Below are 25489 nucleotides of genomic sequence, written 5' to 3'. Positions count from 1 at the left end.
ACTTTTAAATTTACTAGGATGAGAAGAGGTGGAAGGCAAAGTGTTCACCAGAAAAGCTACAAGTTATCTCTTAGATGAGTGAGCATAGGTTGAAAATTATAAGTAAACATATCCTAAACTACTTGATAATTCCCTCGCTGTTTTTAATACTTCTTTCGTTACCTGAGAATCCGGTGAGATATCTAATACTCCAGATAACCCGATCACACATATAGCAGCAACGAGTTCATTTTTCTGATCAAATACGGGTGCAGAAATAGCAGCTATTCCTGGTATATAAGATGTAGTATATGAAAAATTCATTTTTTTAATATTTTCGATTGTTTGATTAAACTCATCAACGTTTACAGAGTATTTTTCTATTTCATTTTTAATGATATTTTTTGTTTTTTCAGGATGATAATACGTAGCAAAAATCGTACCAGTAGCACTTGTTGTTAGAGGGGCTACAGACCCTACTCTAACATTCACGTTAATGGGCTTTTTGCTCTCTTCCCAACTTATAAAAATCGGCCCTTCATTCTCAACCCAAATAGCGAGGGATACTGTTTCATCAAGTAATTCATTCAATTTCTTAATATAGGGCAATGCTTTAATACGGATATCAACTTTCTCCATTCCACGTAAACCAATTAACGTTAGTTCACTCCCAAGTGAATAACGAAGATCCTCGCTTTTTTCGAGAAATCCAATTCGACATAAACTTATTAAGTATCTATATAATTGGCTTTTAGGCATATTGCATAATTTAGAAATTTCTGTAATTGTTAATGGTTCCTCGGTGTTTGAAATCTCCTTTAATATGGAAAATCCTACCTCGATCGATTGAATGCCCTTTTTATGTGTTTCTTCAATACTCATTTTCATCCTCCATTTTCTTAGACACTTACTAACAATCATTCATATTTTATCAAACAGTTAACCATTGGTAAACTTCATTAGTATTAAATGGCTAAGGCATTTAATATGAGTAGTTTAAAGAATCTGAAAATTTGTTGACAAGATAACGCTTACTTATTATACTGAACATAACAACCATTGATTAACAATGTTAACCATAGTTGAACAATATAAAAAGGGAGAGATTATTATGAAATTTGGTTATTTTACTTTGACAGACAATCCGATTGAATATGGGGATGAGCGTAAAGATCCGAACCAGATGATCAAAGACCTTGTTGATCAATGTGTTTATGCAGAGGAATTAGGTTTTAATTCGGTATGGGTTCCGGAACATCATTTTAGTGTTTTAGGAGTATTACCTTCACCATCAGTATTTTTATCACACGTCGCTGCGAAAACTAGTAAAGTACAACTTGCTCCGGCAACTGTTTTATTACCTGCAAATCATCCGATTAGAATGGCAGAAGAATACGCGTTACTTGATCTTTTGAGTGATGGAAGAGCGATTTTTTCAGCTGGCAGAGGGTATGATGAGCGTGAGTATGATGTATTTGAAGTCAGTTTTAATGATAGTAGAGATATCTTCTTTGAACAGTTAGACATTATGAAAAAAGCTTGGACCCAAGAGTCTATCTCATATAGTGGGAAGTTTTATAATTTCCCTGAAGTGGAATTAACACCTAAGCCAGTACAAGATCCTCACCCGCCTATTTATGTAGCCGCTTTCAGTGAGCCGTCGGTTTTAAAAGCCGCAGAAATGGGAGAGAATGTCATTTTTGCTCCGTTTGCTGCTTCAATGGTTTTTGGTAGTATTGCCAATGCGGTTAACCGATTTACAGAGGCTTCTGAGAAACACGGTTTTTCGGGAAAACAGGCCAAATGTTCTTATTTCTTAAATGTAACCGATTCCGCGATTGAGGCAGAAAAAACGAAGGAGCGTATGCTTAAATATTTTACCGGTTTAGTACCAGCATTCCCAAGTGATCCTTCAACGGCTCCACCACATATTCGTTATTTTGTAGATATTGTAGAGAAACTGAAGAATATGAAAACAGATGACTTAAGTGAAAATAGTATTATCGTGGGTGATGCCGATTATGTCACAGCAAAACTAAAGGAAATTGAGAAATCAGGAATTGAGGAAGTGATTATCTATTTCGATTTCGGGGGACTTTCACACGCTGAGACTCTTAAAGCAATGGAGCGGTTTTCAAAGCATGTTATGCCACATTTCGAAAATAGCCCTGTGAAAGTTGAAACGAATATTTAAGGAAGATAAGAGAGAGTGGCGATTCGTCATCTCTCTTTCTATAAAAATGAACAGAAAAAGAGGTGAAGAGAATGAGAGGTGCTCATGTTGAAAGGGTATTGAAAAAATTAGAAAAAGGTCATTTAGTTATTCTAGTTGATCAACAAGGTCACGGGAAGCTTATCAGTCTAGTAAATAAAGTTACAGCAGAGGATATTAACTTTATGGTAACTAATGCTAGAGGCCTTGTAAGTGTCGGGATAAAGCCGGAAAGAGCAAAGGAATTAGACATAATATTACAGCAAAATTGTAATAGTGATGAATTTACGCCAGCATTTGCTGTAAGTGTTGACGTCGAAGGAACAACTACTGGTATTTCCTCTTTTGAAAGACATGAAACGATTAAGGCTCTAATCGACGATGATAGAAAACCAAGCGATTTTAAGAGACCCGGGCATATTTTCCCTGTCATTTCGCATAATGAAGGAATTTTTGGAAAACAAAGCCATGTGGAGGCGGGGATAGAACTCGCCATAATGAATAGCTCTTATCCTGCGATTGTCATGTGTGATGTTTTAAATAAAGATGGTGAAATAGCTAGTAGCGAGGAACTTAAGGCATTCTCAGAACTTTACCAATTAGAGCTTTTAACGATAGATGAGTTATTAAAATATTGTTTGGATCATAAATCGATTGTTGAGAACGGAGATTACTCTCCATTCAAAAGTCGAATGGGGGAGCTTGATTCGATGTTAGTTACTAATCGAATCGATCAAAAAGTTGATTATGTCCTTACTAATAGGAATCTACAATCAAAAAAAGTAACCCCAGTGTATATTCATAAACAATGTCATTGTCCTCTAAGATTATGTGACTGCCAGATAGATTTAGAAAAATCGATTCTAAAGGCAAAAGAATTTGGCGGTTTGTGTATTTGTTTACAGGATAGGAGCGACCACTCCTTATTAAATGTAAGGGATTACGATGGAAATACGTATTTCGTTCTAAAAATATTAGAAAAGCTCGGTGTTAAAGAATTTAGATTAATGAATGAATTCAATTTAAATAGTGAGATGATTGGCGCCAGTTGTTTGCAAATTTTTGAAAAGGATCCTGACTATAGAATTGTAAGAGAGAAAGTAGTTTAAGCCTATAGCTTTTACACAAATGCTTATTTTTTAGTAGGGTTAAAAGGAGGGGAACTATGTTAATGAATCTCGAAGAACTCATTTTAGATTGTTTAGAAAAACACCCTGGTGCAAGTTCAAATACAGTCACGAGGTTTGTCGACAAGGAACAAAATATAAATATCGATCAATTTAAGCCTATCATTTTTAAGAAGATGAGAATCTTAAAAAAAGATAGACGAATATTAAATAAAGGTAATTCATGGTATTTGATGAGAAGGAAATAAACTGAATTTAGTGAAGATTGAAGGGGGAGTTTTTAATGGAAAATACGTTAAGTCAAGTAGATCGTTTTAAAGAGGTAATGGGAAATTATCCTACTGGGGTGACTGTGGTAACAACGAATGACGATAAAGGGGTTCCTTATGGACTAACGGTCAATTCATTTGCTTCAGTTTCATTAGAGCCGTTATTAATTTTGTGGTCAATCGATCATAGAGTATCATCACTTGAAACATTTAAAAAGACGGAAAAGTTTGCTGTTCATGTATTAGCAGCTGAGCAACAGGACATTTGTCGATTATTTGCTAGTAAAGAAAAAGAGCGTTTCAACAGCTGTGAATGGAAGGTCTCAGATTTGGGTTTACCTATTATTTCTGGTGTATATGCTACACTCCAATGTAAAAAATTCAAGCAAATAGAAGCTGGTGATCATACGATTTTAATTGGAGAAGTATTAGATATTAATATTAAGGAGCAAGAACCAATGTTATATCACCGTAGAAAATTTGGTCGAATTCCCACCGAATTTTATCGTCAATAATTATTTTTTCACCTAAAGACTTTAAATGGCTAGCTATTACTCTATTATCTTCATCTACTTAGAGTTTCGTGTTCATTATAACTCAACTTTCGCATCGAGAAAAACCGTTCAACGAGTTGGTAGAGCGAAAGGGAAGCTCTTAAATAAATGCCCTTGACACGTTTGAAAAGCGAGAACGCACTATCACACAAAACGGAAAAACTGTGCAGTAAGAAAAAATAATAGGCCCTCCGGCGGTCGCTCCCAAAACCATACTCCGCGTCCTTGCCGAGAACCTGACGAGCCTCCTCGGCAAGCCTTGCGGGGTCTCGCTCCACGGTTTATTCGAGGCTGCTGAAAAAGTTCTGTTAGTTACAATAGGGTTGGATGATTTGGCTTACTCCGCCAGCTGCATACCCTACGCGTTCCGCGGGTGAACCGGGAGCCTCCTCACTCATCGCTTGAGGGGTCTCCCGTGTTTCACTTCTCCCGCAGGAGTCTCCGGGTATTCCGCTGGCTCCGTTTTGGTCAAAGAAAAACCAGCTGAGCCCTAATAGATCATCTAATGAATCACCTAATTATTTGAGATTCTTCCCCGGTAAAGGTGAGAATAAGACTTTTTCAGTAAGCTCGGTTTATTCCTGCGGGAGTGTCTCCGTATGGTTTTGTCCGCTAAGTGTCGTGGAGATGCTTGATGATAGGGCCATTCTCAATCAGCTATTTCTAACGCAGAAGGACCTTCTTCTTCCCTTTGTTGGTTATGAAACTAAATAGATAGTTGCCACCTATTTTTATCGAAACCAGCTCGATCATCTAGCTAACGTACAGAGCATCGACACTGATTTGTTTACAACTGTAACGGAATGAGTCATGGAAGGAGAAAAATCATTCTCAAGCTAATGTACGTTGAAGTAATGACTATTTTTTTATTCAATGAGAAAACTGAATCTAGATTCGATTCCATTATCTAGCGGACAAACAGACACGGAGACTCCCGCAGGAATAAACCGTCCAATGAGACCCCGCAAGCGTGCTGAGGAGGCTCATGAGGTTCCTGCAGGACGCGGAGTGTCTGTTTGGGAGCGACCGCCGGAGGGCCTAAGCGACAGCCGGAGCGCTTCATTTTAGTGAACAGTTTCCTTCAACAGCCTACGAAGAGATGGGTTCAGACTTATCAACGATTGAATCGGTCATGTAAAGTCCATTTGAGTCTTGTATCGCCCTAAAGTCAATCTCTATCAACGGTTAAGGGTCCATTATATGCTGCAAAAGTTGAGATTATAAAGTATATGATATAAACTTTTTTCTTATTTTTATCTCGTTTGTTTGATATAGAGGAGATGATTTTATATGTCCATAGGAATAAAAAAAGCTATAGTGATCGTATGTTTCTTGCTCTTAACTATTTCACATTTTGACTTCTGGTGGTTTGGGAAGACAGAGCCTATAATATTGGGGTTTATGCCTATAGCATTATGGTTTCAAGTATTAACTGGCGGAATTCTTGCTTCTGTCTTTCTTTTTTATGCCTATAAAGTGATCTGGCCAGATATTCCTGATAGTTTTGAAAATGAAGAAGAAGTAACCCTAAACAGGGAGGACAAATAATGGATAATCGTATATTAGTCGTTTGTCTTGTTTCTATCATTTATATGATTTTCATTATTGGAGTTGGTTGGATTTCTCAAAAACGGACGAGTAAAACGGGTGAGGATTATTTTTTAGCTAGTCGATCAATATCAGGTTTTTATTTGTTTTGTGCGATAATAGGGGCTAATTTATCAGCATTTGTTATGATGGGAATGCCAGGGGCTGCCTATCATAATGGGTTTGGTATGTACGGATTAATAATGGGTGCAGGTTCATTTTTGATAGCGTTTACAACTTACTATTTTGGGGTTAGAATTTGGATTTTGGGGAAGAAATTTGGCTATAGTACCCCAAGTGAATTATACGGTGATCGTTTTAAAAGTAACGGTGTTTCGAATATCATGTTTTTAATCTTTGCGATCTATACGATACCATATATTGTTACAGGTCAAATTGGTGCTGGGGCTGGTTTTCAAACTTTTACAAATGGAGTCATCCCATATTGGCTTGGTTCCCTCATTATAACGGTTTTAGTAGGTTATTATGTTTGGGGTGGGGGAATGAGGGGAACGGTCCTTACTAATACGATTCAAGTCTTAATTTTTACGGTTTTCCTATTGCTTGCTGTTATTTTGCTTTCAAAAGAAGGCGGTGGTTTTTCCGGGATGACCGAAAGAATATTAGCTGAAAAACCTCATTTACTTCAGAGAGAAGGAATTCCTTCATTTTCTTGGCAAGTCTGGTTTAGTCAATGGCTCTTATTTGCGTTTGTTGTACTCAGTTTTCCGCATGTTTTTATTCGCCTTTTAGCAGGAAAAAATAGTAATGCACTAAAACAGAATAGCATTATGTATCCGCTTGGAATGGCATTTATTTATATTTTAGCGGTTACGCTTGGGGTGTGGGGAGCAGTATTAATTCCCGGATTAGAGGGGAGTGCCTCAGATAATATTGTCTTTTTACTTACCTTTGAATATTTACCGATTTGGATGAGTGGACTAGCTCTTGTAGGGCTTTTCTCGATGGTAATGTCTACTATGGATGCACAGCTTTTGACAATGAGTAACTTGTTTACAAATGATATCTTAAAGAAATATGGAAAGGTAAAAGGAGAAGCTACTTCAGTCGTCTATGGAAGGTTGTTTGTTGTGCTCATTTTAGCGGTTTGTTATTTAGTATCGTTAATTAGACCGGCAAGTGTTTTTGAAATAGCTAATTTGTCATTTACCGGAACATCGGCAATGATACCAGTTATAGTAGCATCACTTTACTGGAGAAGGTTGAATAAAGCCGGAGCAATTGCTTCTTTACTTACTGGTGCTATATTAGTACCTGTGTATTTTTTAACAAACTGGCTACCGAATTTTGGATTTTTACCAATTGTTCCTGTATTAGTTTTATCTACATTTGTGATGATATTAGTCAGCTATTTAACAAAACCTGAATATGAAAATGCTGATAGACACTTGAACTTCTTAAAAAAGTTTTACAATAAGGATAAAAAGGTTGGAAATGGGTCGATAGAAACTATCGTAACGAAAAAAGTTCAATAAAACTAAGACTTACTTATCGTTAAAGGACTCTTCAATGATTAATATTCTATTTTTTCTGACAAGTCATTTACAAATGTATTTACATCGTTTATATTATAAATACAGAATAACAATAATCCAATCGTGTTAATCATTGGTGAACTTTTAAGTGAGGAGGTAATGTACAGGTTTAGATGAAATTTTGGTAGAATATCTATTACAAAAATCCTTTTAATCGAATTATTTGGTTGATCTATTTTGTAAGCGTTTTAAAGGAGTGCCTTCTCGTTTATTGGACGACTTAAGAATACGTAAGTCTAATGATTATAAAGTTAATTTTTGTTAATCCGAAAGGGGATAAATAAATGAAAACATTAGCGAAGAATAAAGTAAATCTATTAATCAATAACCGAGAAATATCAACCCAAAACTACTTTGAAGTCCGAGATCCAGGAAAACTAGATGATTTAGTCGGTGAAGTAGCTTTAGGTACTAATAAAGATGTGGACGACGCGGTGAAAGCAGCACATCATGCATTCTTATCGTGGAAAAATATTAATGTTCAAGAACGGATTCGATTAGTGTTATCTGCTGCAAAAGTGTTAGAGGATTCTATGTCAGAGTTAAAGGAACTTTTGGTCAGAGAGCATGGTGGGGTTTTATGGGAGGCTGAAACCGATTTCTATTTAGGGAATGGAGTATTGAATTATTACGCGAGTATTGCTGAAAGCTATCTGAAAGCTGAGCAAACAGAAGATGAGAATAGTTGGATTAGTGTTGAAAAAGTACCAAAAGGTGTAGTTGGTGCAATCGTTCCTTGGAATATGCCGATTATCTTGACGATGATGAAATTAGCACCTGCTTTAGTTACTGGTAATACGATAGTTGTTAAACCATCACCAACAGCCCCAATCGCTTTAAGTATTCTTCTACAAAATATGGCTAAAGTATTACCTGATGGTGTTATTAATGTGATTCACGGTAATGCAGAGGTAGGCTCAGCTTTAACACAGCACCCATTAGTTAAAAAAGTAGCTTTTACAGGTGGAACTGAAACAGGAAGGCTCGTTGCTACTAATGCTGCTAAAAGTTTTAAAACGGTCACATTGGAATTGGGTGGAAATGACCCGGCTATCATTCTAGATGATGCTCCAATAGAAGCGATTATACCAAAGTTATTAAAAGGTGTTTATACAAGAAGTGGTCAAATTTGTTTTGCTGTTAAGCGAATCTATGTTCCAGAAAATAAGATAGATAAATTCTATAATACTTTCTGCGAATATGTTGACGAATATAAAGTAGGGCATGGATTAGATGAGCAAGTATCTTTTGGCCCCCTTAATAATAAGAAGCAATTTGAGAGTGTTAAGAATTTAATTGAAAAAACAAAGCATAGTGGAGTTACTGTCAGGGAGCTTGGACAGAAAATAGATCCAGATAGTTGGGAAAATGGCTATTATATATTACCTCATGTTGTAAAGGATATCACTCAGTCATCTTCTTTAGTATCTTGTGAACAATTTGGACCTGTTATTCCGATCGTTTCCTATAAGACTGTTGATGACGCGATAGAAATGGCAAATGATTCAGAGTATGGATTGGGTTCTTCTGTATGGTCTAGCGATTTCGAGCAAGCATTAGGTGTTGCAAGAAAAATTGAATCTGGTTCCACGTTTATTAACACCCATAGTTTTGAATCACTATCATTAGGTATGCCATTTGGCGGTGTTAAAGACAGTGGGGTCGGAAGAGAGCTTTCTGGAGAATCAACATTATCCGCCTATATTGATTATCATTCTATTCGTTATTTAAAGTAATAAAAATTTGGGGGGATAAAGATTGAAAATTAAAGCGGCAGTTGTTCATGAAACGGGTCAAGAATTCCAATTTGAAGAAATTACATTAGATAAACCGAAGTCGGGTGAAGTCTTAATTAAAATGGTTGCATCTGGAATTTGTCATACAGATGTTTCGGCACAACATCAACTTCTTCCTGTTCCACTTCCAGCTGTACTTGGGCATGAAGGGGCAGGTATTATTGAAAAAGTTGGAGAAGGTGTTAAAGAGTTAAACCCTGGAGATCATGTCGTGCTATCATATGCATCTTGTGGGCATTGTGAATATTGTCTGACTGGACAGTCTTATGCGTGCGAACATATTCTGGAAGCAAATTTTTCAGGAAGAATGGATGATAAAACTCATCGTCTCCATCAAGACAATCAAAATATGTCTACTTTCTTTGGACAGTCTTCTTTTGCAACTTATGCAGTCGCAAATGCCCGTAATGTTGTTAAAGTAGATCATGAAGTTGACTTGCGCTTGTTAGCACCGCTTGGTTGTGGAATCCAAACTGGAGCAGGAGCAGTTCTGAATATTTTCCAGCCGCCTTCTGGTTCTAGCATTGTGGTTTTTGGAAGTGGAACAGTCGGTATGAGTGCACTCTTGGCTTCTAAGGTAGCAGGGTGTACGACTCGAATAGTTGTTGATATTCATGATTCACGTTTAGAGCTAGCCCAAGAACTAGGGGCCACACATATCCTGAACTCTAAAAAGGTAAATGTTGTTGAGGAAATAAAAAAAATAACAGGCAAAGGTGCGAACTTTGCTATTGAATCAACAGGAGTTCCTGAAGTGTTAAGAGATGCAACACAATCATTAGCTCCACTTGGTAAAGTTGGCGTAATCGGTGCTCCTAAGATGGGAACCAACGTCCACTTGGATGTAATGGATTTATTAATTAATGTGAAATCAGTTGTAGGTGTCCATCAAGGGGGGAGTGTCCCCAAAATCTTTATTCCAAATTTAATCAAATTATATAAAGCAGGTCAATTTCCTTTTGACAAATTGATAACGCTTTATCCGTTCGCAGAAATTAACAAAGCAGTAAGTGATACAAAGAATGGAACGACTATTAAACCGGTATTATCAATGTAAGCTAACTAGATGTTTAGTAGGAACTAAGTGTAGAAGAACACCTTATCAGTAAATGGGTAGGGAGTTCTTCTTTCTTTCACTACTAATGTAAAATTATTCTGAATATTATATAGACAAACAGAACGTCGTTTGTTAATATATTTTGTAAAGGTTTTCATTTTTCGTACAACTTGGACATCTTGTCTGATAACCTTATAACATTCATGGTGAGAGGATTTTAGTAAGCGCTTTCTCTTTGTGATGTGATTTTCGGTTATCGTACATATACATAATCAGGTTGTCAGATAACCTATGTTGTCAGATAACTAATTTTTAATCAGGTTGTCAGATAACCATATAATTGAATCAGTCGATCTGGGGGTGAAGGAGAACAAAAGGAGAAATCAACGTTATAGGATTGGAAAAAAGGCAAGGACTGACCTAATAAAAAAATTTAAAGATGTAAATTTGCTTTGAAATGGAGGAGCATTTATGATACCGATTAAAAGTACATTGGACCGTATTCCTGGTGGAATCATGATTATTCCACTAATCCTAGGCGCATGTATTAATAGCTTTGCCCCAAATTTATTACGAATTGGAGGATTTACAGAAGCATTATTTGTCAATGGAACTGTCCCGTTAATTGCTTTTTTCTTTGTTTGTATAGGGGCTGAAATTAACTTGAAAACGGCAAAAGGTGCTATGTTAAAAGGAACAACGATGTTAGTTACAAAGTGGGTCATTGGTGCTGCAGTTGGTATCCTTGCCTATATGCTTGCTGGGCCAAATGGGTTGTTCTTAGGTCTTGCCCCTCTTGCTATCATTGCGGCTATGACAAATAGCAATGGGACGATGTATATAGCTATTGCTAATCAATTTGGAAAAAAAGATGATAGAGCGGCGATTGGCGTTTTATCGTTGAATGATGGACCGTTTTTAACTATGTTGGCGTTAGCTGCGTTTGGAGCTATGGGTTTTGGCGGTAACCTATTCTCACTTTTAGATTTTATTGCCGTTCTTTTCCCGCTTATATTAGGAATGATTTTAGGTAACCTAGATACTAATATGAGGGAATTTTTAACTAAAGGTGTCGACGCCCTTATTCCATTCATGGCTTTTGGACTAGGTATGGGCATTAGCTTTAGTTCTATTCTTGAAGGGGGATTAGCAGGAGTTGTTTTAGGTGTACTAGTTGTGTTTTTAACTGGTACTGCTTGTGCTTTTATCTTCTATAAATTAGGTTGGAATCCAGTTGTAGGTTTAGGGGAAGGTGCTGTAGCGGGTAATGCGATTGCGACTCCTGCTGCGATTGCGACTGTGAGTGCCACTTTTGCCTCTGAAGTAGGGATTGCTACGGTTCAGATTGCTGCTGCTTGCGTAACCTCAGGACTGCTGTTGCCGTTCTATGTGGCTTTTCTAGCAAAGAAATTAGAAATAAAAGAAAAAACACAACAACAAATAACCATTCAAGAAAAAGAGTTAGCCTAGCGATGAGGACACTGAAAAGTCTACTATGAGTTTCCCATAGTAGGCTTTTCAAACAGGGAAATACCTTATAGTTCAAAGGAAATCAACTTAACGAAAATAGTCAAATAAATAAAACCTTGCTGCCGGCAAGGTTTTATTTATGGTTTATCTTCTATTTTAATATAATTAAACAGGTTGAGTTGTATATGGTGAATTGTAAATGCGGCCTGACTCTCTGTTTGCTTTATCTCTTGCTTCTAATTCTGCCTCTGAAAGCTGCCAGCATAGTCCGCCAATCGGTAAAAATAAATCGATATCATTTGCTGATTCAACGGCAAGCTTTATATCCTTTGTTAAGAATGTGTAGACATCCTTTGTTCCTGCTAATGAATGCGTTTGCATCATATTGCCGAAATAATCCCAGTTTTCAACTATAAAGCTATTTCCAGTACTTAAATGGGCAACTTCCATAAGCTGCTCTTCAGAAATACCGTATCCTTTTGCTAATTTGACTGCCTCTAAAGCTACTAGATTATTACAAAGTGCCATGAGATTATTGGCCAGCTTAATCGCTTCGCCAGAGCCAGTTGGACCAACATAGAATACATTACTTCCTAAACAGTCTAAAATAGGGCGAATTCGTTCGAACAATGTTTTATCATTACTTCCAACCATAAAGGTAAGGGTACCTTCAATTGCTCCAGGTTCGCCACCACTCATTGGAGCATCAATTACGTTAACTCCCTTTTTAATGGCTAAGTCCGCCATAGAAATAATGGTTTGTGGATTAACACTACTGTTAATGATAATTAATTTTTCAGGTGTAGCATATTCTAATAATCCGCCTTCTCCAGCAATAACAGACTTAACTTGATTATCTGTGAGAACGGATACAAATAATGTTTCACTTACTTCGACCAGTTGTTTTAATGATTGAACAGGTTTTGCCCCGAAGGCAGCAACATAATCTAATGCTTCCTGTTTCTTGTCATAGACAAATACTTCATAGTTACCCTTTATTAAGTTATGAACCATGTGTCTCCCCATCGTCCCTACGCCTATAAATCCAATCCGTCCTTTATTTGTAGTCATATCATTTCTACCCCTTTCGTAACGTTGCTTTCTTGTTAAAAATTCTTTTCTTCTCAAATTGTTACTCGTTTGCATTAACCTCCTCACCTTATAGTCTGATTAATATATTATAAGGTTATCTGACAACTAATAAGTGCGATTATCAGACGACTTAATAACAAAAAAATAACATCAATAGTTTTGATATTATTTTTTTGTTATTAAATAGCCGATGTTCTAATATAATCATACTAAAATATGGTATTATGTATATAAGGTTATCAGACATGAAAGGGTTAACTTTCTGAAAAATATAAATATTATATGAACATATATTAACAAATTATGTTTTAAGAGTCTATATCTAATTTACCGAAAATTATATTTGTAAATGAAGGAGGAAAACATGCAACCACTTAAAATGACTTCATTAAGAATTTATGAAAAAATTGCTGATCATATTAAACAACAAATTTTAGAAGGTCAACTAAAGCCAGGAGAAAAATTACCTTCCGATAAAGAATTGTGTGAGCTCTATTCGGTTGGACGTTCGACACTCAGAGAAGCACTGAGTGCCTTGAAAATTATGGGGTTTATTGAAACGAGGCAGGGGGAAGGGAGTACTGTATGTAAAATTGACCCCCAACATATAGGGATGCCAGACTTTACGGGATTACTTTTGAGTGACAAGTCTATTTTAGAATTAGTGGAAGCACGTAAATCATTAGAAATTTCTAATGTCGAGTTAGCAGCGTCCAAAAGAACGGATAATGATTTAAAAAAGTTTGAAGAAATTATAAATCAAATGGAATTAAAAGTATTAAATAAAGAGGAAAGTGAAAAAGAAGATATGATCTTCCATCAAACAATAGCTAAAGCAACGCAAAACTCGATTATGGTTCAACTAATAGAGACCATTTCTATACAAATGGAAAAAGCGATGAGGGAAATACGGAGAATGGGATTCATTAACCCAAAATCAACGAACATTCTTTTAGAAGAACATAAAAGGATTTACCAAGCTATTGCGGAACAAGATGTCGAGAAGGCTCATAAAAGTATGAAGGATCACTTAGAACGATTTGAGTACGAGTTACAAAATTATATGGAGTCAAAATATAACTAGTTTATTTTTATTTACCAAGAGTTTGCCAGAGGGGAAAACCCTCTGGTCTTTTTTTATGATTAGTTTTTAGAAAATTTGGATTAATATATAGACAAAAAAAGGGGAATGTGTTATTTTTCTATTAAGCTTCTATCTTATTCTTCTAGTTGTCTGATAACCTTATAACTGAAGGTCTTCTGCTTAACTTGTCTGATAACCTTATAGGTAGAGGTTGTGAATCGTCCGAATGGACTATTTGATATTAGATTGGACAATATCGAGATTTTCTTAATCCGATTCAAAAGTAACTTTTTTCGTATATATAGGATGCAAAAAAAAGAAAGCGCTTAATTAGGAGTTCTGATTTTTATCGTTACGTCTAAATTCAGAAGGGATAATCAAAATGAATGTAAACAATCGAGTCATTTTAGTTACAGGTGCTGGAAGTGGAATTGGGAAAGGGATTGCTAAAAAGTTAGCTCAAAAAGGTGCCAAAATAGTTATTAATGATGTAGACATCGAAAAGGCTAAAAAGGTTGCAAGTGAAATAAGTGAAAAAGGTCAAACTGCGATTGGTTTAAGGGCAGATATCACAAAAACGAATGAAGTCCACGTAATGGTAGAGGAAGTCATAGAACGATATGGAAGAATTGATGGCTTAGTCAACAATACGGGAGTTGTTAGAGATAACTTGATCTTAAATATGCCAGAGGAAGATTTTGACTTTGTTATGGATATTAATTTAAAAGGTGCGTGGATTTGTTCAAAGGCTGTCTTAAAGCATATGAAAGACGCAGAATATGGACGAATTATTAATATTTCCTCACGTGCTTGGTTAGGGCAGGTTGGTCAGTCGAACTATTCCGCATCTAAGGGAGGTCTTGTAAGTTTAACTCGCTCCCTCGCGCTTGAATTCGCGAAATTTAATATTACGGTAAACTGTATTGCCCCAGGATTAATTGATACACCTTTAATTAGAAGTCTTCCTCAAAAGGTACAAGATAATCTAATTAAAGCTCAGCCTACTCCATTAATTGGAGAACCAGAAGACATAGCTAATTCAGTTTTATTTTTCTCATCAGAGGAAGCTAGATATGTTACAGGTCAAGTATTACATGTTGATGGAGGTAAAAGCTTGGGAGCAAGAAATATATAAGAGATCATATTAAAAGTAAGGAGAGATATAAATGCTGCCATTAGAAGGTATCAAAATCCTTGATTTATCAAGAACCCTTGCTGGCCCCTTCTGTACGATGTTATTAGGTGATGTAGGAGCAGATGTTATTAAAGTGGAACAACCTGGAACAGGGGATGAGGCGAGGAAGTTTACTCCACCTTCATGGGATGGAGAAAGTTGTTATTACCTTACTGCAAATAGAAATAAAAAAAGTATAACGGTGGATTTAAAGAGTGAAGAAGGGAAGGAAATTATTTATAAGCTCGTCAAAGAGGCGGATGTATTAGTGGAAAATTTCCGAACGGGAACTCTCGATAAAATGGGTTATGGGTATGAAGAATTAAAAAAAATCAATCCAAGTTTAATTTACTGCTCCATATCTGGTTTTGGTCGGACAGGTCCTGAAAAGGATCGAGCAGGTTATGATTTATTATTGCAAGGTTTTGGGGGGTTAATGAGTATTACCGGTGAGCCGGATCGAGCACCCGTAAAGGCAGGGATGTCGATTGTAGATTTAACAACAGGGATGTTTGCAGCCTACGGGATACAAAGTGCTCTTTTTTCAAGGCTAAAGACAGGTAAAGGGCAGTTCTTGGATGTTAGTTTGTTAGATGGTCAAGTTATGCTGCTAAATCACATGGCCACCGGATATTTAGCAACTGGAAAACCAGCGGGAAGAATGGGTTCGGGTCATCCTACGCTTGTTCCCTACCAAGCATTTCAAACAAAAGATTCAAATATTGTGCTGGCCGTTGGTAACGATCGATTATGGGCGAAATTCTGTAAGGCTATGGGTTGGTTGGATTTATTGGAAAATGAACGTTTTCAAACAAACCAAAACAGGGTTACCAATCGAGAGGAGCTAATTCCAATCCTGATGAGCAGGTTTGTTTTGATGGAAAGTGAGGAGGTATTTGAAAAAACAGAAAAGGCTGGGGTTCCGTGCGGTCCAATTCATACGATTGATCAAGTGCTCAACCATCCTCAAATTATTGAAAGAGAAATGATAATCGATGTGGAACATCCACAGATTAAAAATTTAAAAATGCCGGGTTTTCCAGTCAAATTTTCCGATACACCAGGTCAGGTAAGACAATACCCGCCATTGCTTGGGGAACATACTGATGAGGTGCTGTCACAAATAGGTTATACAGAGAAGGAAATAGCGAAACTGAAAGCCGACCAAGTAGTGTAAAAACTAGATGAAATGATTCGGATAGGTTGTCTGATTATAGGATTGTATTTGTAGGCATTCTTGAATGATGATGAATAAAACAGGGGAAGTGATGAGATGGCTTATGCAAGGTGGGAAAGAATAGGTGAAAATAATACAATAGGAAAAATCGTATTAGATCGACCTGAAGCCCGTAATGCATTTAATACTGAAATGGGAATAAAGATCATTGACATCTGTAAGGAAATTTCTAATAGTGATGTTCGCGTTGTGTTGCTAACTTCGTCGGATTCTAAAGCATTTTGTTCGGGAGCTGACCTTAAAGAAAGAAATGGAATATCTGAAGAGGAATTTCATCGTCATCATGAAATTTTTGTGAAGATGTTTAATTCAATTGCCGATTTACCACAGCCGATTATTTCTGTAGTAGACGGATTTGCACTAGCGGGTGGATTCGAATTAGCCCTTAATTGTGATATGATTCTCGCTTCAGAAAATGCGGTCTTTGGTCTTCCGGAGGTAACTCGAGGAATTATGCCGGGGGGAGGAGGTTCACGCTTGTTGCAACGTAGGGTTGCTACGCATATTGCAAAAGAGTGGCTTTTTACCGGAAAACGCGTTACAGCTGAAGAGGCTAACCGGGTAGGGTTATTAAATGAGTTAACAGATTCAGCCGTATTACAAAGTAAAGCTATTGAGCTTGCTGAACGTATGGCAAAAAATGCACCGATTGCTGTTCAAAACTGTAAATCGTCGATTAACGATTTACATGGAATGTCTGATAAAGAAGCAAGAAAGCAGGAGGATGTTTACTACAGTCGTTGTTTGACTACGGAAGATAGATATGAAGGCATCCGAGCTTTTGTAGAAAAAAGGTCCCCTGTATTTTCAGGTAGATAGTCTATAGCTGTTTAGTTATTTTTGAAAAGAAAGGGTGATTCTATGACAATGAAATCTCTTATTAAAGAGCGTGCAGGACAAGGCCTTACATATCGTCAATCTGAAATACCGAAGCCTAATCGTGGAGAAGTATTAATTCGTATCAAGCTATCGGCCATATGTGGATCGGATCTTCATATTTACCAGTGGAATGATTGGGCGGCAGGTGTTGGTATTAAAGTTCCTGGTATAGCAGGACATGAATGTACTGGAGAGGTTGTTGAACTTGGGTTAGGTGTTACATCTCTTGTTGTTGGAGACCGAGTAAGTGTAGAAACTCATATACCATGTGGCGAGTGTGAATTATGTTTAAATGATAACCAACATATTTGTGAGAATTTAACATATTTTGGTCTTCATACTGATGGTTGTTTTGCCGAATGGGCCGTTGTGCCAGAAGTGTGTCTGCGTAAAATCCCTGATTCGATCCCAGAAGAAATTGGAGCGATTCTTGAACCTTTAGGAGTAGGAGTACATGCTGCTCAAGTAGGTGATGTAAAGGGGAAAAGGGTTGTGGTTCTAGGGGCAGGTCCAATTGGTCTGTACTCAGCATGTGCAAGCCAAGCTTTAGAAGCTGAATCAGTCTATATCAGTGATTTAAGAAAAACGAGATTAGATGTTGCTTCTCAATGTGGTGACTTTAAAGTCTTTAACCCAGTTGAGACGCCAATATCAACTTTATTTAGTGGGAATAACAAAGTTGATGTGATAATAGAAACGACAGGAAGTGCTCGTGCCTTTAACGAAGCGTTTCCATATCTGAAAAAGGGTGGAACAGCTGTGATGGTTGGGCTGTTCCCAGGAGAGGTAGCAACTGATTTATCAAGTTTGGCAACAAAAGAAATCACTTTGCGAGGAATTAGTGGCCGCGAGATGTGGAGCACATGGGATTTAATGGAACAACTTTTACTTGAAAATAAATTAAATGTTGCTCCTTCCATCACTCACCAATTTTCATTAGAAGATTTTGAAGAAGCTTTTAAGGTTGCTTTAAATGGAGAAGGGGTAAAGGTATTATTAAGACCGTAATTCATATCAGATTCGTATAATTATAGCTTTTATATTAATAAATTTAGGAGTGATCAAATGAAAGTTACATTACATCATTATAATTTTAGTACAAATAATGTAGAAGAAATGTCCTCTTTTTATAAAAATGTATTAGGTTTAAAAGAAAGTATGGAAATACGTGGGGAGAGAATTACGGATCAAGGCTATGGTGGTGATACCCGATTTTTATTAGCAGGGGGAGATTATCAAGTTCATATTGCGACGAGGGATCTATTTAATGGTTTTAAAACAGGACATTATGTCAATCCGCTTCTAACAGGTCATTTAGCCTTTCGTACAGACAACATTGAAGAATTAAAAACAAGATTAGATAAACATAATGTCCCTTATTCAGATTTTGGAGAATGGTCGATTAAAGGTTGGTATCAAATCTTTTTATATGACCCAGACGGTAATTGCCTTGAAGTTCAACAAGTTGATGCAGAGCCAGAAGATCATAAAATGGATATTCAACTGCACCACAGGAATTTCAGTACAAATCATGTGGAAGAAATGACCTTTTTTTACAGGGATATATTAGGTATGACTGAGAGCACGGAAATGAGTGGGGGAAGAATTTTAAATCAGTATGATGGGGAAACAAGGTTTTTAGTAGACGAGAACGGAAATCAAGTTCATATCGCTACAAGGGACCTATTAAATGGCCATAAAACAAAACATTATGTCAACCCTCTTCTAACGGGACATGTAGCTTTCCGAGTGGATGACATCGAGGCTGTAAAGAAGAGATTAGTAGAGCACAATGTAGCTTTCTCAGATATGGGAGAGTGGTCGATTGAAGGTTGGTATCAAATTTTCCTCTACGATCCAGATGGAAATGTACTTGAACTTCAACATATACGCGAGGATTAAATATTTACACAAGAGGCTTGAACAGTCAATATTGTTCAAGCCTTGATCTCGCTAGAGTCTAACGGTCTTAGATAGAAAGAGGAATGGTGTCTGTTATGGTTATGTATCGCGAGTTTATTAAAGGGGGAATAGAGCAGTGAGTGAAAGAGTGGTAATGGTAGAAGGTATTCGTACAGCAATTGGGCGATATGGAGGAAGTTTAAAAGACGTTAACTCAGGGTATTTGGCCTCACATGTCATTGAAAATCTAATATCAAAAACTCATATTTCTGCAGATAAAATTGATGAAGTAATCTTGGGTGAAGTACGACAATCGACAGAGTCATCGAATGTTGCACGTGTAGCGGCTATTCGAGCTGGAATTCCAGTAGAGTCGCCAGCATTTACCGTTAATAGATTATGTGCTTCAGGAATTCAGGCTATTGCATCGGGTGTCCAACAAATACAATCTCAACAGGCAGAAATTATTATTGCTGGAGGAACGGAGAGTATGAGTCAAACACCAATCTATTTACGTGGTGCGAGATTCGGCGGAGACCAGACGTATCTTGTTGATTCAAATAAAGAAGCAGGTCATCAGCCGAAAGAGATCTATGGTGAAGAAATGGGAATGGGCATGACTGCAGAAAATGTTGCCACTAAATTTCATATTTCCCGTCAAGAACAGGATGAATTTGCTCTTACTAGTCAAAAAAGAGCTTCGGAAGCTATTAATACAGGTAAATTTAAAGAGGAAATTGTTCCTGTTGAAATAAAAATGAAAAAAGGAAGCCATATCTTTGATACCGATGAACATCCACGAGCCGAGACAACATTGGAAAAACTTCAAAGTTTGAAGCCCGCATTTAAGCAAGGTGGGACAGTGACAGCAGGGAATTCTTGTGGGCGAAATGATGGAGCAGCTGCTGTTTTATTAATGTCTGAATCAAATGCAATGAATCTTGGTTTACAACCGAAGACAGCGATTGTCGATTGGACATCTGTAGGGGTCCCCCCAGAAATCATGGGGGTTGGTCCGATCCCGGCCATTCAAAAGTTATTGGAAAGAACAAACTTATCTATTGAGGATATCGATTTATTTGAAATTAATGAAGCATTTGCTGCACAAGCTTTAGCCGTTCAAAAAGAGCTTTCAATTGACCCGGCAAAATTAAATGTGAATGGTGGTGCGATTGCACTGGGTCATCCTGTAGGGGCGTCCGGGGCAAGAATTGTCGTAACGCTCATGTATGAGCTACAACGCAGAGGTGGACGATACGGTATTGCATCGCTATGTGCAGGAGGTGGTCAGGGAATGGCCATATTAATAGAAAATCTAACGTAAAATTAACAATTAAATTCCCATTGTTAAAAGCAGATACCATTGTATATCTGCTTTTGTTTTTGGGTGGAAATATATTTCTATTGTGATGCTTTCCTGTAACATACCTTTTTCGTTAAGGGTACATTTGAGCAAATGAACATGTACACCTTGTTTTACCAGAGGAATAAATTTCATTTTCTAGATCATAATAAATTTGAGACTCTAGTGTTATTTTTAAATATCATTCGATTTCGTTCTTAATTAATGGGTTCCTGTCAGTTTTTATCCTCTCTACATACATCAGCAGTCTTTTAAGAAAAATATCCTTTTTCTTTGGCAAGAATAAAAATTTTTTTTTTGCTAATTTACCCCCTTTCTTCATATTTAATATAGGAAATTAAAAGTAAGAGAAGGCAAGACTAACTTTGGTGCATGGTGGTTTAATTTGCGTTATAATCCTATTTAGTTCTTAATAAATGCTCTGACTAACATATGTATGAACAAATATCTTAAAGCTTTTTAAAGATTAGGATTTAAGGAGGTATGTCGTTTGACTGTATTGCATTGGGCTACAATTTCGCCGTTCTTATTCGCGATAATAGTCCCTTTTCTTTTTAGGTACGCAAAAAAAATTCATACAGGTTGGTTTGTATTAATACTGCCACTTGTATTGTTTGGTTATTTCTTGCAATATCTTTCAGTTACATCCAACGGTAAAGTGGTCGAACACACCGTACAGTGGGTACCGTCTTTAGGAGTTAATTTCACGGTTTATATTGATGGTTTGAGTTTACTTTTCCTTTTATTGATTTCTGGGATTGGCTCTCTTGTAGTCCTTTATTCAATATTCTACTTATCAAAGAGTACTGAAAAGCTTAATAACTTCTATGTCTATCTGCTCATGTTTATGGGAGCGATGTTAGGAGTTGTTATCTCAGATAATTTAATCGTTCTTTATATTTTTTGGGAATTAACAAGCTTAGCTTCATCACTCCTTATTAGTTATTGGTTTACTCGGGAGAAATCGACTTATGGAGCATTAAAATCCATGTTGATTACAGTGTTTGGTGGCTTCGCAATGCTTGCTGGGTTCTCTCTTTTATATGTAATGACCGGAACATTTAGCATTCGTGAAATTATTGCTAGTGTAGATTTAGTAGTATCTAGTTCTCTTTTCTTACCTGCAATGCTATTGATTTTACTGGGGGCATTTACAAAGTCAGCTCAATTTCCATTCCATATCTGGTTACCAGATGCAATGGAAGCCCCAACTCCTGTTAGTGCATATTTACACTCAGCAACAATGGTTAAGGCAGGTATATATTTAGTAGCACGTTTAACCCCTATTTTTGGTGGGGCATCAGAATGGTTCTGGCTATTAACCGGATTTGGTTTACTGACTTTAATTTGGGGTTCTGTATCTGCAGTACGTCAAAAAGACTTAAAGAGTATTTTAGCATTTTCAACGGTTAGCCAGCTCGGGTTGATTATGAGTTTATTAGGTGTTGGGTCAGCGGCTATTTATTATGCTGATACCCCTGAACCTGCTTACTTTGCGTTTCCAATTATGGTAGCAATCTTTCATTTAATTAATCACGCTACATTTAAAGGCAGCTTGTTTATGGCCGTAGGTATCATTGATCATGAAACTGGTTCTCGTGATATTCGAAAACTCGGTGGATTAATGACGATTATGCCAATAACGTTTACCGTTTCATTAATTGGACTAGCTTCAATGGCGGGTCTTCCTCCATTTAACGGTTTCTTAAGTAAGGAAATGTTCTTTACAGCCTTATTACGTGCTCAAGAAATTGGTGCATTTAATATGGAGACTTTTAGTATCATCTTGCCAATTGTAGCTTGGGTTGCAAGTATCTTTACATTCTTGTATTGCTTAATTATGTTCAGTAAGACATTTTTAGGAGAATTTAAGCCTGAGAACTTTAAAGTGAAAGTTCACGAAGCACCAATTGGCATGTTAATCAGTCCTATTATTTTAGCGTCACTCGTCGTCGTGTTTGGTTTATTTCCGAATATTCTTTCTTACACACTTATCGAACCGGCTATGCGTTCAGTATTACCAATGTTACTTGAACCTGGAGAAACATTCTATGTTGATATTTATATGTGGCACGGATTTAACACAGAATTATTTATGACAATCGGTGTTGTAGTTGTAGGAATCATCCTATTTATGTTAATGAAAAGATGGGCAAACACAAAGTTCTATTTATCTGAACGCGATCCGCTTAACTGGTATTATGATAAAGGCTTTGATGGTGTCATCAAAGGTTCGCAAGCTGTAACTCGTGTACAAATGACCGGATTATTACGTGATTACTTTGCATATATGCTCATCTTTATGATTCTGCTATTTACTTATACAATGGTTCGCTATGACGCGTTTTCTATCGATATGACAAATGTTTCATTTATTCACCCTTATATGTGGTTTATCTTTGGAATCATGATTCTTGCGACTTTAAGTGTGCCATTTATTCATAATAGAATGGCTATTGTTATTGTTGTTGGTGTCATTGGGTTCTTATTAGCCCTTGTGTTTGTTGTCTTTAGAGCTCCTGACCTTGCATTAACACAACTATTAATTGAAACGGTAACGGTTGTTTTATTTATGATTGTGTTTTACCACTTGCCTGAATTGAGGAAAATAAAATCTAAACCAAGATTTAATATTGTGAATCTTATCATTTCAGCGGCTGTCGGTATTCTTGTTACGACAATTGCGTTTAGTGCTCTAGCATTAGGAAACGAGGCTGGGATTGAGTCTATTTCTCAGTATTATATTGAGAATTCTAAAACTTTAGCAGGTGGATACAATATGGTTAACGTTGTTTTAGTTGATTTCCGTGGACTTGATACGATGCTTGAAGCGTTAGTATTAGGTATTGCAGCACTAGGAATTGTTGTGTTAATTAAATTACGTATGAGTGGGAGGGAAGATGTGTGAAAAATATAAAGACAAATGATGTTATGCTACAGACTATCACTCGTGTCGTTGTTTTTATTATCCTAATCTTCTCTGTATATCTCTTTTTAGCGGGACACAATAGCCCCGGTGGAGGCTTTATCGGTGGATTAATGACAGCTAGTGCATTATTACTTATGTATTTAGTATTTGATATTAAAAGCATTAAAAAGACATTAAAAATTAACTTTGAAGCCGTAATTGGTATCGGATTAATAATAACAATTCTTACAGGGTTTATAGGTGTGTTCAGTGGTGATGCTTATTTAACTCAGTACTTTGAATATTTTCAACTACCTATTCTTGGCGAAACAGAGCTAACAACGGCCCTTCCGTTTGATCTTGGGATTTATTTAGTTGTTGTTAGCATTGCACTCACCATCATATTAGCAATTGCGGAGGATGATGCGTAATGGAAATACTAATGTCCATCACAGTTGGTGTCCTCTTTATGGTAGGAACCTATTTGCTTCTATCAAAAAGTTTACTAAAAGTAGTCATTTCGTTAATGTTACTTTCACACGGGGCACATTTACTTTTGTTAACAATGGCTGGATTACAATCAGGAGCACCACCGTTATTAAGTCTTGATGCAGAGTCTTATACAGACCCATTGCCTCAAGCATTAATTTTAACAGCAATCGTAATTAGTTTTGGGGTCACTTCATTCTTACTTGTGTTGGCTTACCGCACATATAAAGAGCATAAAACAGATGATTTGGACCAGTTAAGGGGTTCTGCAGATGAGTAATTTAATCTTATTACCTATTTTAATCCCGTTTTTAATCGGAGCTATTTTAATTTTATTTGCAAAGAAGATCAGAATTCAACGCTTTATTAGTGGGTTAACTGCGATAAGTATGTTCCTCGTATCAATCTTTCTTGCTATACATGTCTATCGGGAAGGAATTGCTGTACTAGAGCTAGGAAATTGGCAAGCGCCATTTGGAATTGTCATTGTAGCTGATATGTTTGCTACAATGATGGTGGTATTGTCTAGTATTGTTGGTTTAGTTTGTTTATTCTTTGCTTTCCAAACACTTGCAACCAAGAGGGAAAAAGCTTATTTTTATCCATTTTATTTTTTCTTATTAGCAGGCGTGAATGGTGCCTTTTTAACAGGTGACTTATTTAACCTATTCGTATTCTTTGAGGTAATGTTAATTGCCTCTTATATCTTAATCGTCATTGGAGGTACTAAATATCAGTTACGAGAGTCATTCAAATATGTTGTCATGAATGTATTTGCTTCGATTTTATTCCTAGTTGGGGTAGCTTATATTTATTCAGTAACTGGAACGTTAAACCTTGCCGATTTAGCAGTTAAAATCGAAGGGCTAGAGCAAGTCGGTGTGTTAAATGTTATCGCGGTTATCTTTTTAGTTGTATTCGCGATGAAAGGTGGGTTATTCCCATTATACTTTTGGCTACCTCGTTCTTATTATGGCCCACCAGCAGCCATTGCAGCACTATTTGGAGCACTCTTAACAAAGGTTGGGATATATGCGATCATGCGTACTTTCACTCTCGTTTTCACCCATGATCCTAACTTTACCCACACCCTTATTTTAATCTTAGCCGGTCTTACTATGTTCTTTGGGGTATTAGGAGCTGTTTCTCAATTTGACTTCAAACGAATCTTGTCTTACCACATCATTAGTCAGGTAGGTTACATGGTTATGGGCTTAGGTATTTTTACACCACTCGCGATTGCCGGAGCCATTTATTATATAGCCCACCATATTATCGTGAAGGCTGCGTTATTTTTATTCGCTGGTGCTACCCAAAAAATAACTGGTACGACCGATTTAAAAAAAATGGGCGGTTTATTAAAAACACATCCAGTACTAGCGTGGCTATTCTTTATCTCAGCTATCTCATTAGCAGGAATTCCACCATTAAGTGGTTTCTTTAGTAAATTTGCATTAATCTTAGCGGCATTTTTAGAAGAAAACTACCTGATTGCGACTGTTGCATTAGTTGTCGGTTTACTTACGTTGTTTTCAATGATGAAAATCTTTATGTATGCATTTTGGGGAGAGCAAAAACATTCAGAAGAACAAGCACAAATGAAAATTGGAAAACTTTTAATCCCTATTATTCCACTTGTTGCTTTGACAATTGGATTAGGTTTATTGGCAGAACCCATTTTTCAATATTCACTTCAGGTTGCCGAACAATTGTTAGATCCGACAATTTATATCGATTCTGTTCTTAAGGAGTAG

At 36.8% G+C, this 25489-nt stretch carries 22 protein-coding genes; 20 read left to right on the top strand and 2 right to left on the bottom strand.

The window, feature by feature from the left end; genetic code table 11:
* Positions 1-96: 96 nt before the first annotated feature.
* Positions 97-861 (bottom strand): IclR family transcriptional regulator, encoded by a 765-nt coding sequence (locus tag AA0017_RS17995; RefSeq protein ID WP_413376723.1) that lies wholly within the window; start codon positions 859-861, stop codon positions 97-99.
* Between the two features lie 229 nt (positions 862-1090).
* Between AA0017_RS17995 and AA0017_RS17990 the strand changes: the two genes are divergently transcribed.
* The 9 genes from AA0017_RS17990 (at position 1091) to AA0017_RS17950 (ending at position 11607) form a co-directional block, all read left to right on the top strand.
* On the top strand, positions 1091-2173 hold the full coding sequence (locus tag AA0017_RS17990) for an LLM class flavin-dependent oxidoreductase (RefSeq protein WP_413376721.1): 1083 nt from the start codon (positions 1091-1093) through the stop codon (positions 2171-2173).
* Between the two features lie 71 nt (positions 2174-2244).
* Positions 2245-3300: a 3,4-dihydroxy-2-butanone-4-phosphate synthase gene (locus AA0017_RS17985; protein WP_413376719.1), complete on the top strand. Its 1056-nt coding sequence runs from the start codon at positions 2245-2247 to the stop codon at positions 3298-3300.
* 56 nt (positions 3301-3356) lie between these two features.
* Entirely contained in the window at positions 3357-3566 is a 210-nt protein-coding gene (locus AA0017_RS17980; RefSeq protein WP_413376716.1) for a hypothetical protein, read from the top strand.
* A 35-nt stretch (positions 3567-3601) separates the two neighbouring features.
* On the top strand, positions 3602-4102 hold the full coding sequence (locus tag AA0017_RS17975; RefSeq protein ID WP_413376714.1) for a flavin reductase family protein: 501 nt from the start codon (positions 3602-3604) through the stop codon (positions 4100-4102).
* Between the two features lie 1329 nt (positions 4103-5431).
* Positions 5432-5689, top strand: a complete 258-nt coding sequence (locus AA0017_RS17970) for a hypothetical protein (protein WP_413376712.1) — start codon at positions 5432-5434, stop codon at positions 5687-5689.
* Positions 5689-7224 (top strand): sodium:solute symporter family protein, encoded by a 1536-nt coding sequence (locus tag AA0017_RS17965; protein WP_413376710.1) that lies wholly within the window; start codon positions 5689-5691, stop codon positions 7222-7224. Before AA0017_RS17970 ends, AA0017_RS17965 begins: the two co-directional genes overlap by 1 nt.
* A gap of 344 nt (positions 7225-7568) precedes the next feature.
* Positions 7569-9020, top strand: a complete 1452-nt coding sequence (locus AA0017_RS17960) for an aldehyde dehydrogenase family protein (RefSeq protein ID WP_413376708.1) — start codon at positions 7569-7571, stop codon at positions 9018-9020.
* Between the two features lie 22 nt (positions 9021-9042).
* On the top strand, positions 9043-10137 hold the full coding sequence (locus AA0017_RS17955) for an NAD(P)-dependent alcohol dehydrogenase (protein WP_413376706.1): 1095 nt from the start codon (positions 9043-9045) through the stop codon (positions 10135-10137).
* A 474-nt stretch (positions 10138-10611) separates the two neighbouring features.
* Positions 10612-11607 carry a 2-keto-3-deoxygluconate permease gene (locus tag AA0017_RS17950; RefSeq protein WP_413382694.1) on the top strand — a complete coding sequence of 332 codons (996 nt, stop codon included), beginning with the start codon at positions 10612-10614 and terminating at the stop codon, positions 11605-11607.
* Between the two features lie 165 nt (positions 11608-11772).
* On the opposite strand, the gene AA0017_RS17945 is transcribed toward AA0017_RS17950, so the two are convergent.
* The gene (locus AA0017_RS17945) at positions 11773-12753 is read right to left on the bottom strand and encodes an NAD(P)-dependent oxidoreductase (protein ID WP_413376704.1); all 981 of its coding nucleotides are present in this window, start codon (positions 12751-12753) and stop codon (positions 11773-11775) included.
* Between the two features lie 310 nt (positions 12754-13063).
* Between AA0017_RS17945 and AA0017_RS17940 the strand changes: the two genes are divergently transcribed.
* The 11 genes from AA0017_RS17940 to AA0017_RS17890 all read left to right on the top strand — a co-directional run bounded on the left by AA0017_RS17940 (position 13064) and on the right by AA0017_RS17890 (position 25489).
* Positions 13064-13783 (top strand): FadR/GntR family transcriptional regulator, encoded by a 720-nt coding sequence (locus AA0017_RS17940; RefSeq protein ID WP_413376702.1) that lies wholly within the window; start codon positions 13064-13066, stop codon positions 13781-13783.
* A gap of 382 nt (positions 13784-14165) precedes the next feature.
* Complete coding sequence (locus tag AA0017_RS17935; protein WP_413376701.1) at positions 14166-14918, top strand: SDR family NAD(P)-dependent oxidoreductase; 753 nt, start codon at positions 14166-14168, stop codon at positions 14916-14918.
* A gap of 31 nt (positions 14919-14949) precedes the next feature.
* Positions 14950-16134, top strand: a complete 1185-nt coding sequence (locus AA0017_RS17930) for a CaiB/BaiF CoA transferase family protein (protein WP_413376699.1) — start codon at positions 14950-14952, stop codon at positions 16132-16134.
* A gap of 96 nt (positions 16135-16230) precedes the next feature.
* Complete coding sequence (locus AA0017_RS17925; RefSeq protein ID WP_413376697.1) at positions 16231-17013, top strand: enoyl-CoA hydratase/isomerase family protein; 783 nt, start codon at positions 16231-16233, stop codon at positions 17011-17013.
* A gap of 42 nt (positions 17014-17055) precedes the next feature.
* Positions 17056-18081 (top strand): alcohol dehydrogenase catalytic domain-containing protein, encoded by a 1026-nt coding sequence (locus AA0017_RS17920; protein ID WP_413376695.1) that lies wholly within the window; start codon positions 17056-17058, stop codon positions 18079-18081.
* Between the two features lie 57 nt (positions 18082-18138).
* Entirely contained in the window at positions 18139-18975 is an 837-nt protein-coding gene (locus AA0017_RS17915; protein ID WP_413376693.1) for a VOC family protein, read from the top strand.
* A 136-nt stretch (positions 18976-19111) separates the two neighbouring features.
* The gene (locus AA0017_RS17910; RefSeq protein ID WP_413376691.1) at positions 19112-20299 is read left to right on the top strand and encodes a thiolase family protein; all 1188 of its coding nucleotides are present in this window, start codon (positions 19112-19114) and stop codon (positions 20297-20299) included.
* A gap of 529 nt (positions 20300-20828) precedes the next feature.
* Complete coding sequence (locus AA0017_RS17905) at positions 20829-23246, top strand: Na+/H+ antiporter subunit A (RefSeq protein ID WP_413376689.1); 2418 nt, start codon at positions 20829-20831, stop codon at positions 23244-23246.
* Complete coding sequence (locus AA0017_RS17900; protein ID WP_413376687.1) at positions 23243-23677, top strand: Na(+)/H(+) antiporter subunit B; 435 nt, start codon at positions 23243-23245, stop codon at positions 23675-23677. The genes AA0017_RS17905 and AA0017_RS17900 overlap by 4 nt, the downstream gene beginning before the upstream one ends.
* A complete protein-coding gene (locus AA0017_RS17895) occupies positions 23677-24015 on the top strand; it encodes a Na(+)/H(+) antiporter subunit C (protein ID WP_413376685.1) in 339 nt (112 codons plus the stop codon). Before AA0017_RS17900 ends, AA0017_RS17895 begins: the two co-directional genes overlap by 1 nt.
* Positions 24008-25489: a Na+/H+ antiporter subunit D gene (locus tag AA0017_RS17890; protein WP_413376683.1), complete on the top strand. Its 1482-nt coding sequence runs from the start codon at positions 24008-24010 to the stop codon at positions 25487-25489. Before AA0017_RS17895 ends, AA0017_RS17890 begins: the two co-directional genes overlap by 8 nt.

Origin of the sequence: Alkalihalobacillus phoenicis, assembly GCF_047302405.1 — a bacterium.
In the GTDB taxonomy this organism is placed as follows: Bacteria; Bacillota; Bacilli; order Bacillales; family Bacillaceae_D; genus Alkalihalobacillus.
This window is presented reverse-complemented; position numbering and strand designations above follow the sequence as displayed.

Coding starts and splice junctions, on each gene's coding strand:
- AA0017_RS17995 (WP_413376723.1), bottom strand. CDS start 861: ATGAGTATTGAAGAAACACATAAAAAGGGCATTCAATCGATCGAGGTA.
- AA0017_RS17990 (WP_413376721.1), top strand. CDS start 1,091: ATGAAATTTGGTTATTTTACTTTGACAGACAATCCGATTGAATATGGG.
- AA0017_RS17985 (WP_413376719.1), top strand. CDS start 2,245: ATGAGAGGTGCTCATGTTGAAAGGGTATTGAAAAAATTAGAAAAAGGT.
- AA0017_RS17980 (WP_413376716.1), top strand. CDS start 3,357: ATGTTAATGAATCTCGAAGAACTCATTTTAGATTGTTTAGAAAAACAC.
- AA0017_RS17975 (WP_413376714.1), top strand. CDS start 3,602: ATGGAAAATACGTTAAGTCAAGTAGATCGTTTTAAAGAGGTAATGGGA.
- AA0017_RS17970 (WP_413376712.1), top strand. CDS start 5,432: ATGTCCATAGGAATAAAAAAAGCTATAGTGATCGTATGTTTCTTGCTC.
- AA0017_RS17965 (WP_413376710.1), top strand. CDS start 5,689: ATGGATAATCGTATATTAGTCGTTTGTCTTGTTTCTATCATTTATATG.
- AA0017_RS17960 (WP_413376708.1), top strand. CDS start 7,569: ATGAAAACATTAGCGAAGAATAAAGTAAATCTATTAATCAATAACCGA.
- AA0017_RS17945 (WP_413376704.1), bottom strand. CDS start 12,753: ATGCAAACGAGTAACAATTTGAGAAGAAAAGAATTTTTAACAAGAAAG.
- AA0017_RS17940 (WP_413376702.1), top strand. CDS start 13,064: ATGCAACCACTTAAAATGACTTCATTAAGAATTTATGAAAAAATTGCT.
- AA0017_RS17935 (WP_413376701.1), top strand. CDS start 14,166: ATGAATGTAAACAATCGAGTCATTTTAGTTACAGGTGCTGGAAGTGGA.
- AA0017_RS17930 (WP_413376699.1), top strand. CDS start 14,950: ATGCTGCCATTAGAAGGTATCAAAATCCTTGATTTATCAAGAACCCTT.
- AA0017_RS17925 (WP_413376697.1), top strand. CDS start 16,231: ATGGCTTATGCAAGGTGGGAAAGAATAGGTGAAAATAATACAATAGGA.
- AA0017_RS17920 (WP_413376695.1), top strand. CDS start 17,056: ATGACAATGAAATCTCTTATTAAAGAGCGTGCAGGACAAGGCCTTACA.
- AA0017_RS17915 (WP_413376693.1), top strand. CDS start 18,139: ATGAAAGTTACATTACATCATTATAATTTTAGTACAAATAATGTAGAA.
- AA0017_RS17895 (WP_413376685.1), top strand. CDS start 23,677: ATGGAAATACTAATGTCCATCACAGTTGGTGTCCTCTTTATGGTAGGA.
- AA0017_RS17890 (WP_413376683.1), top strand. CDS start 24,008: ATGAGTAATTTAATCTTATTACCTATTTTAATCCCGTTTTTAATCGGA.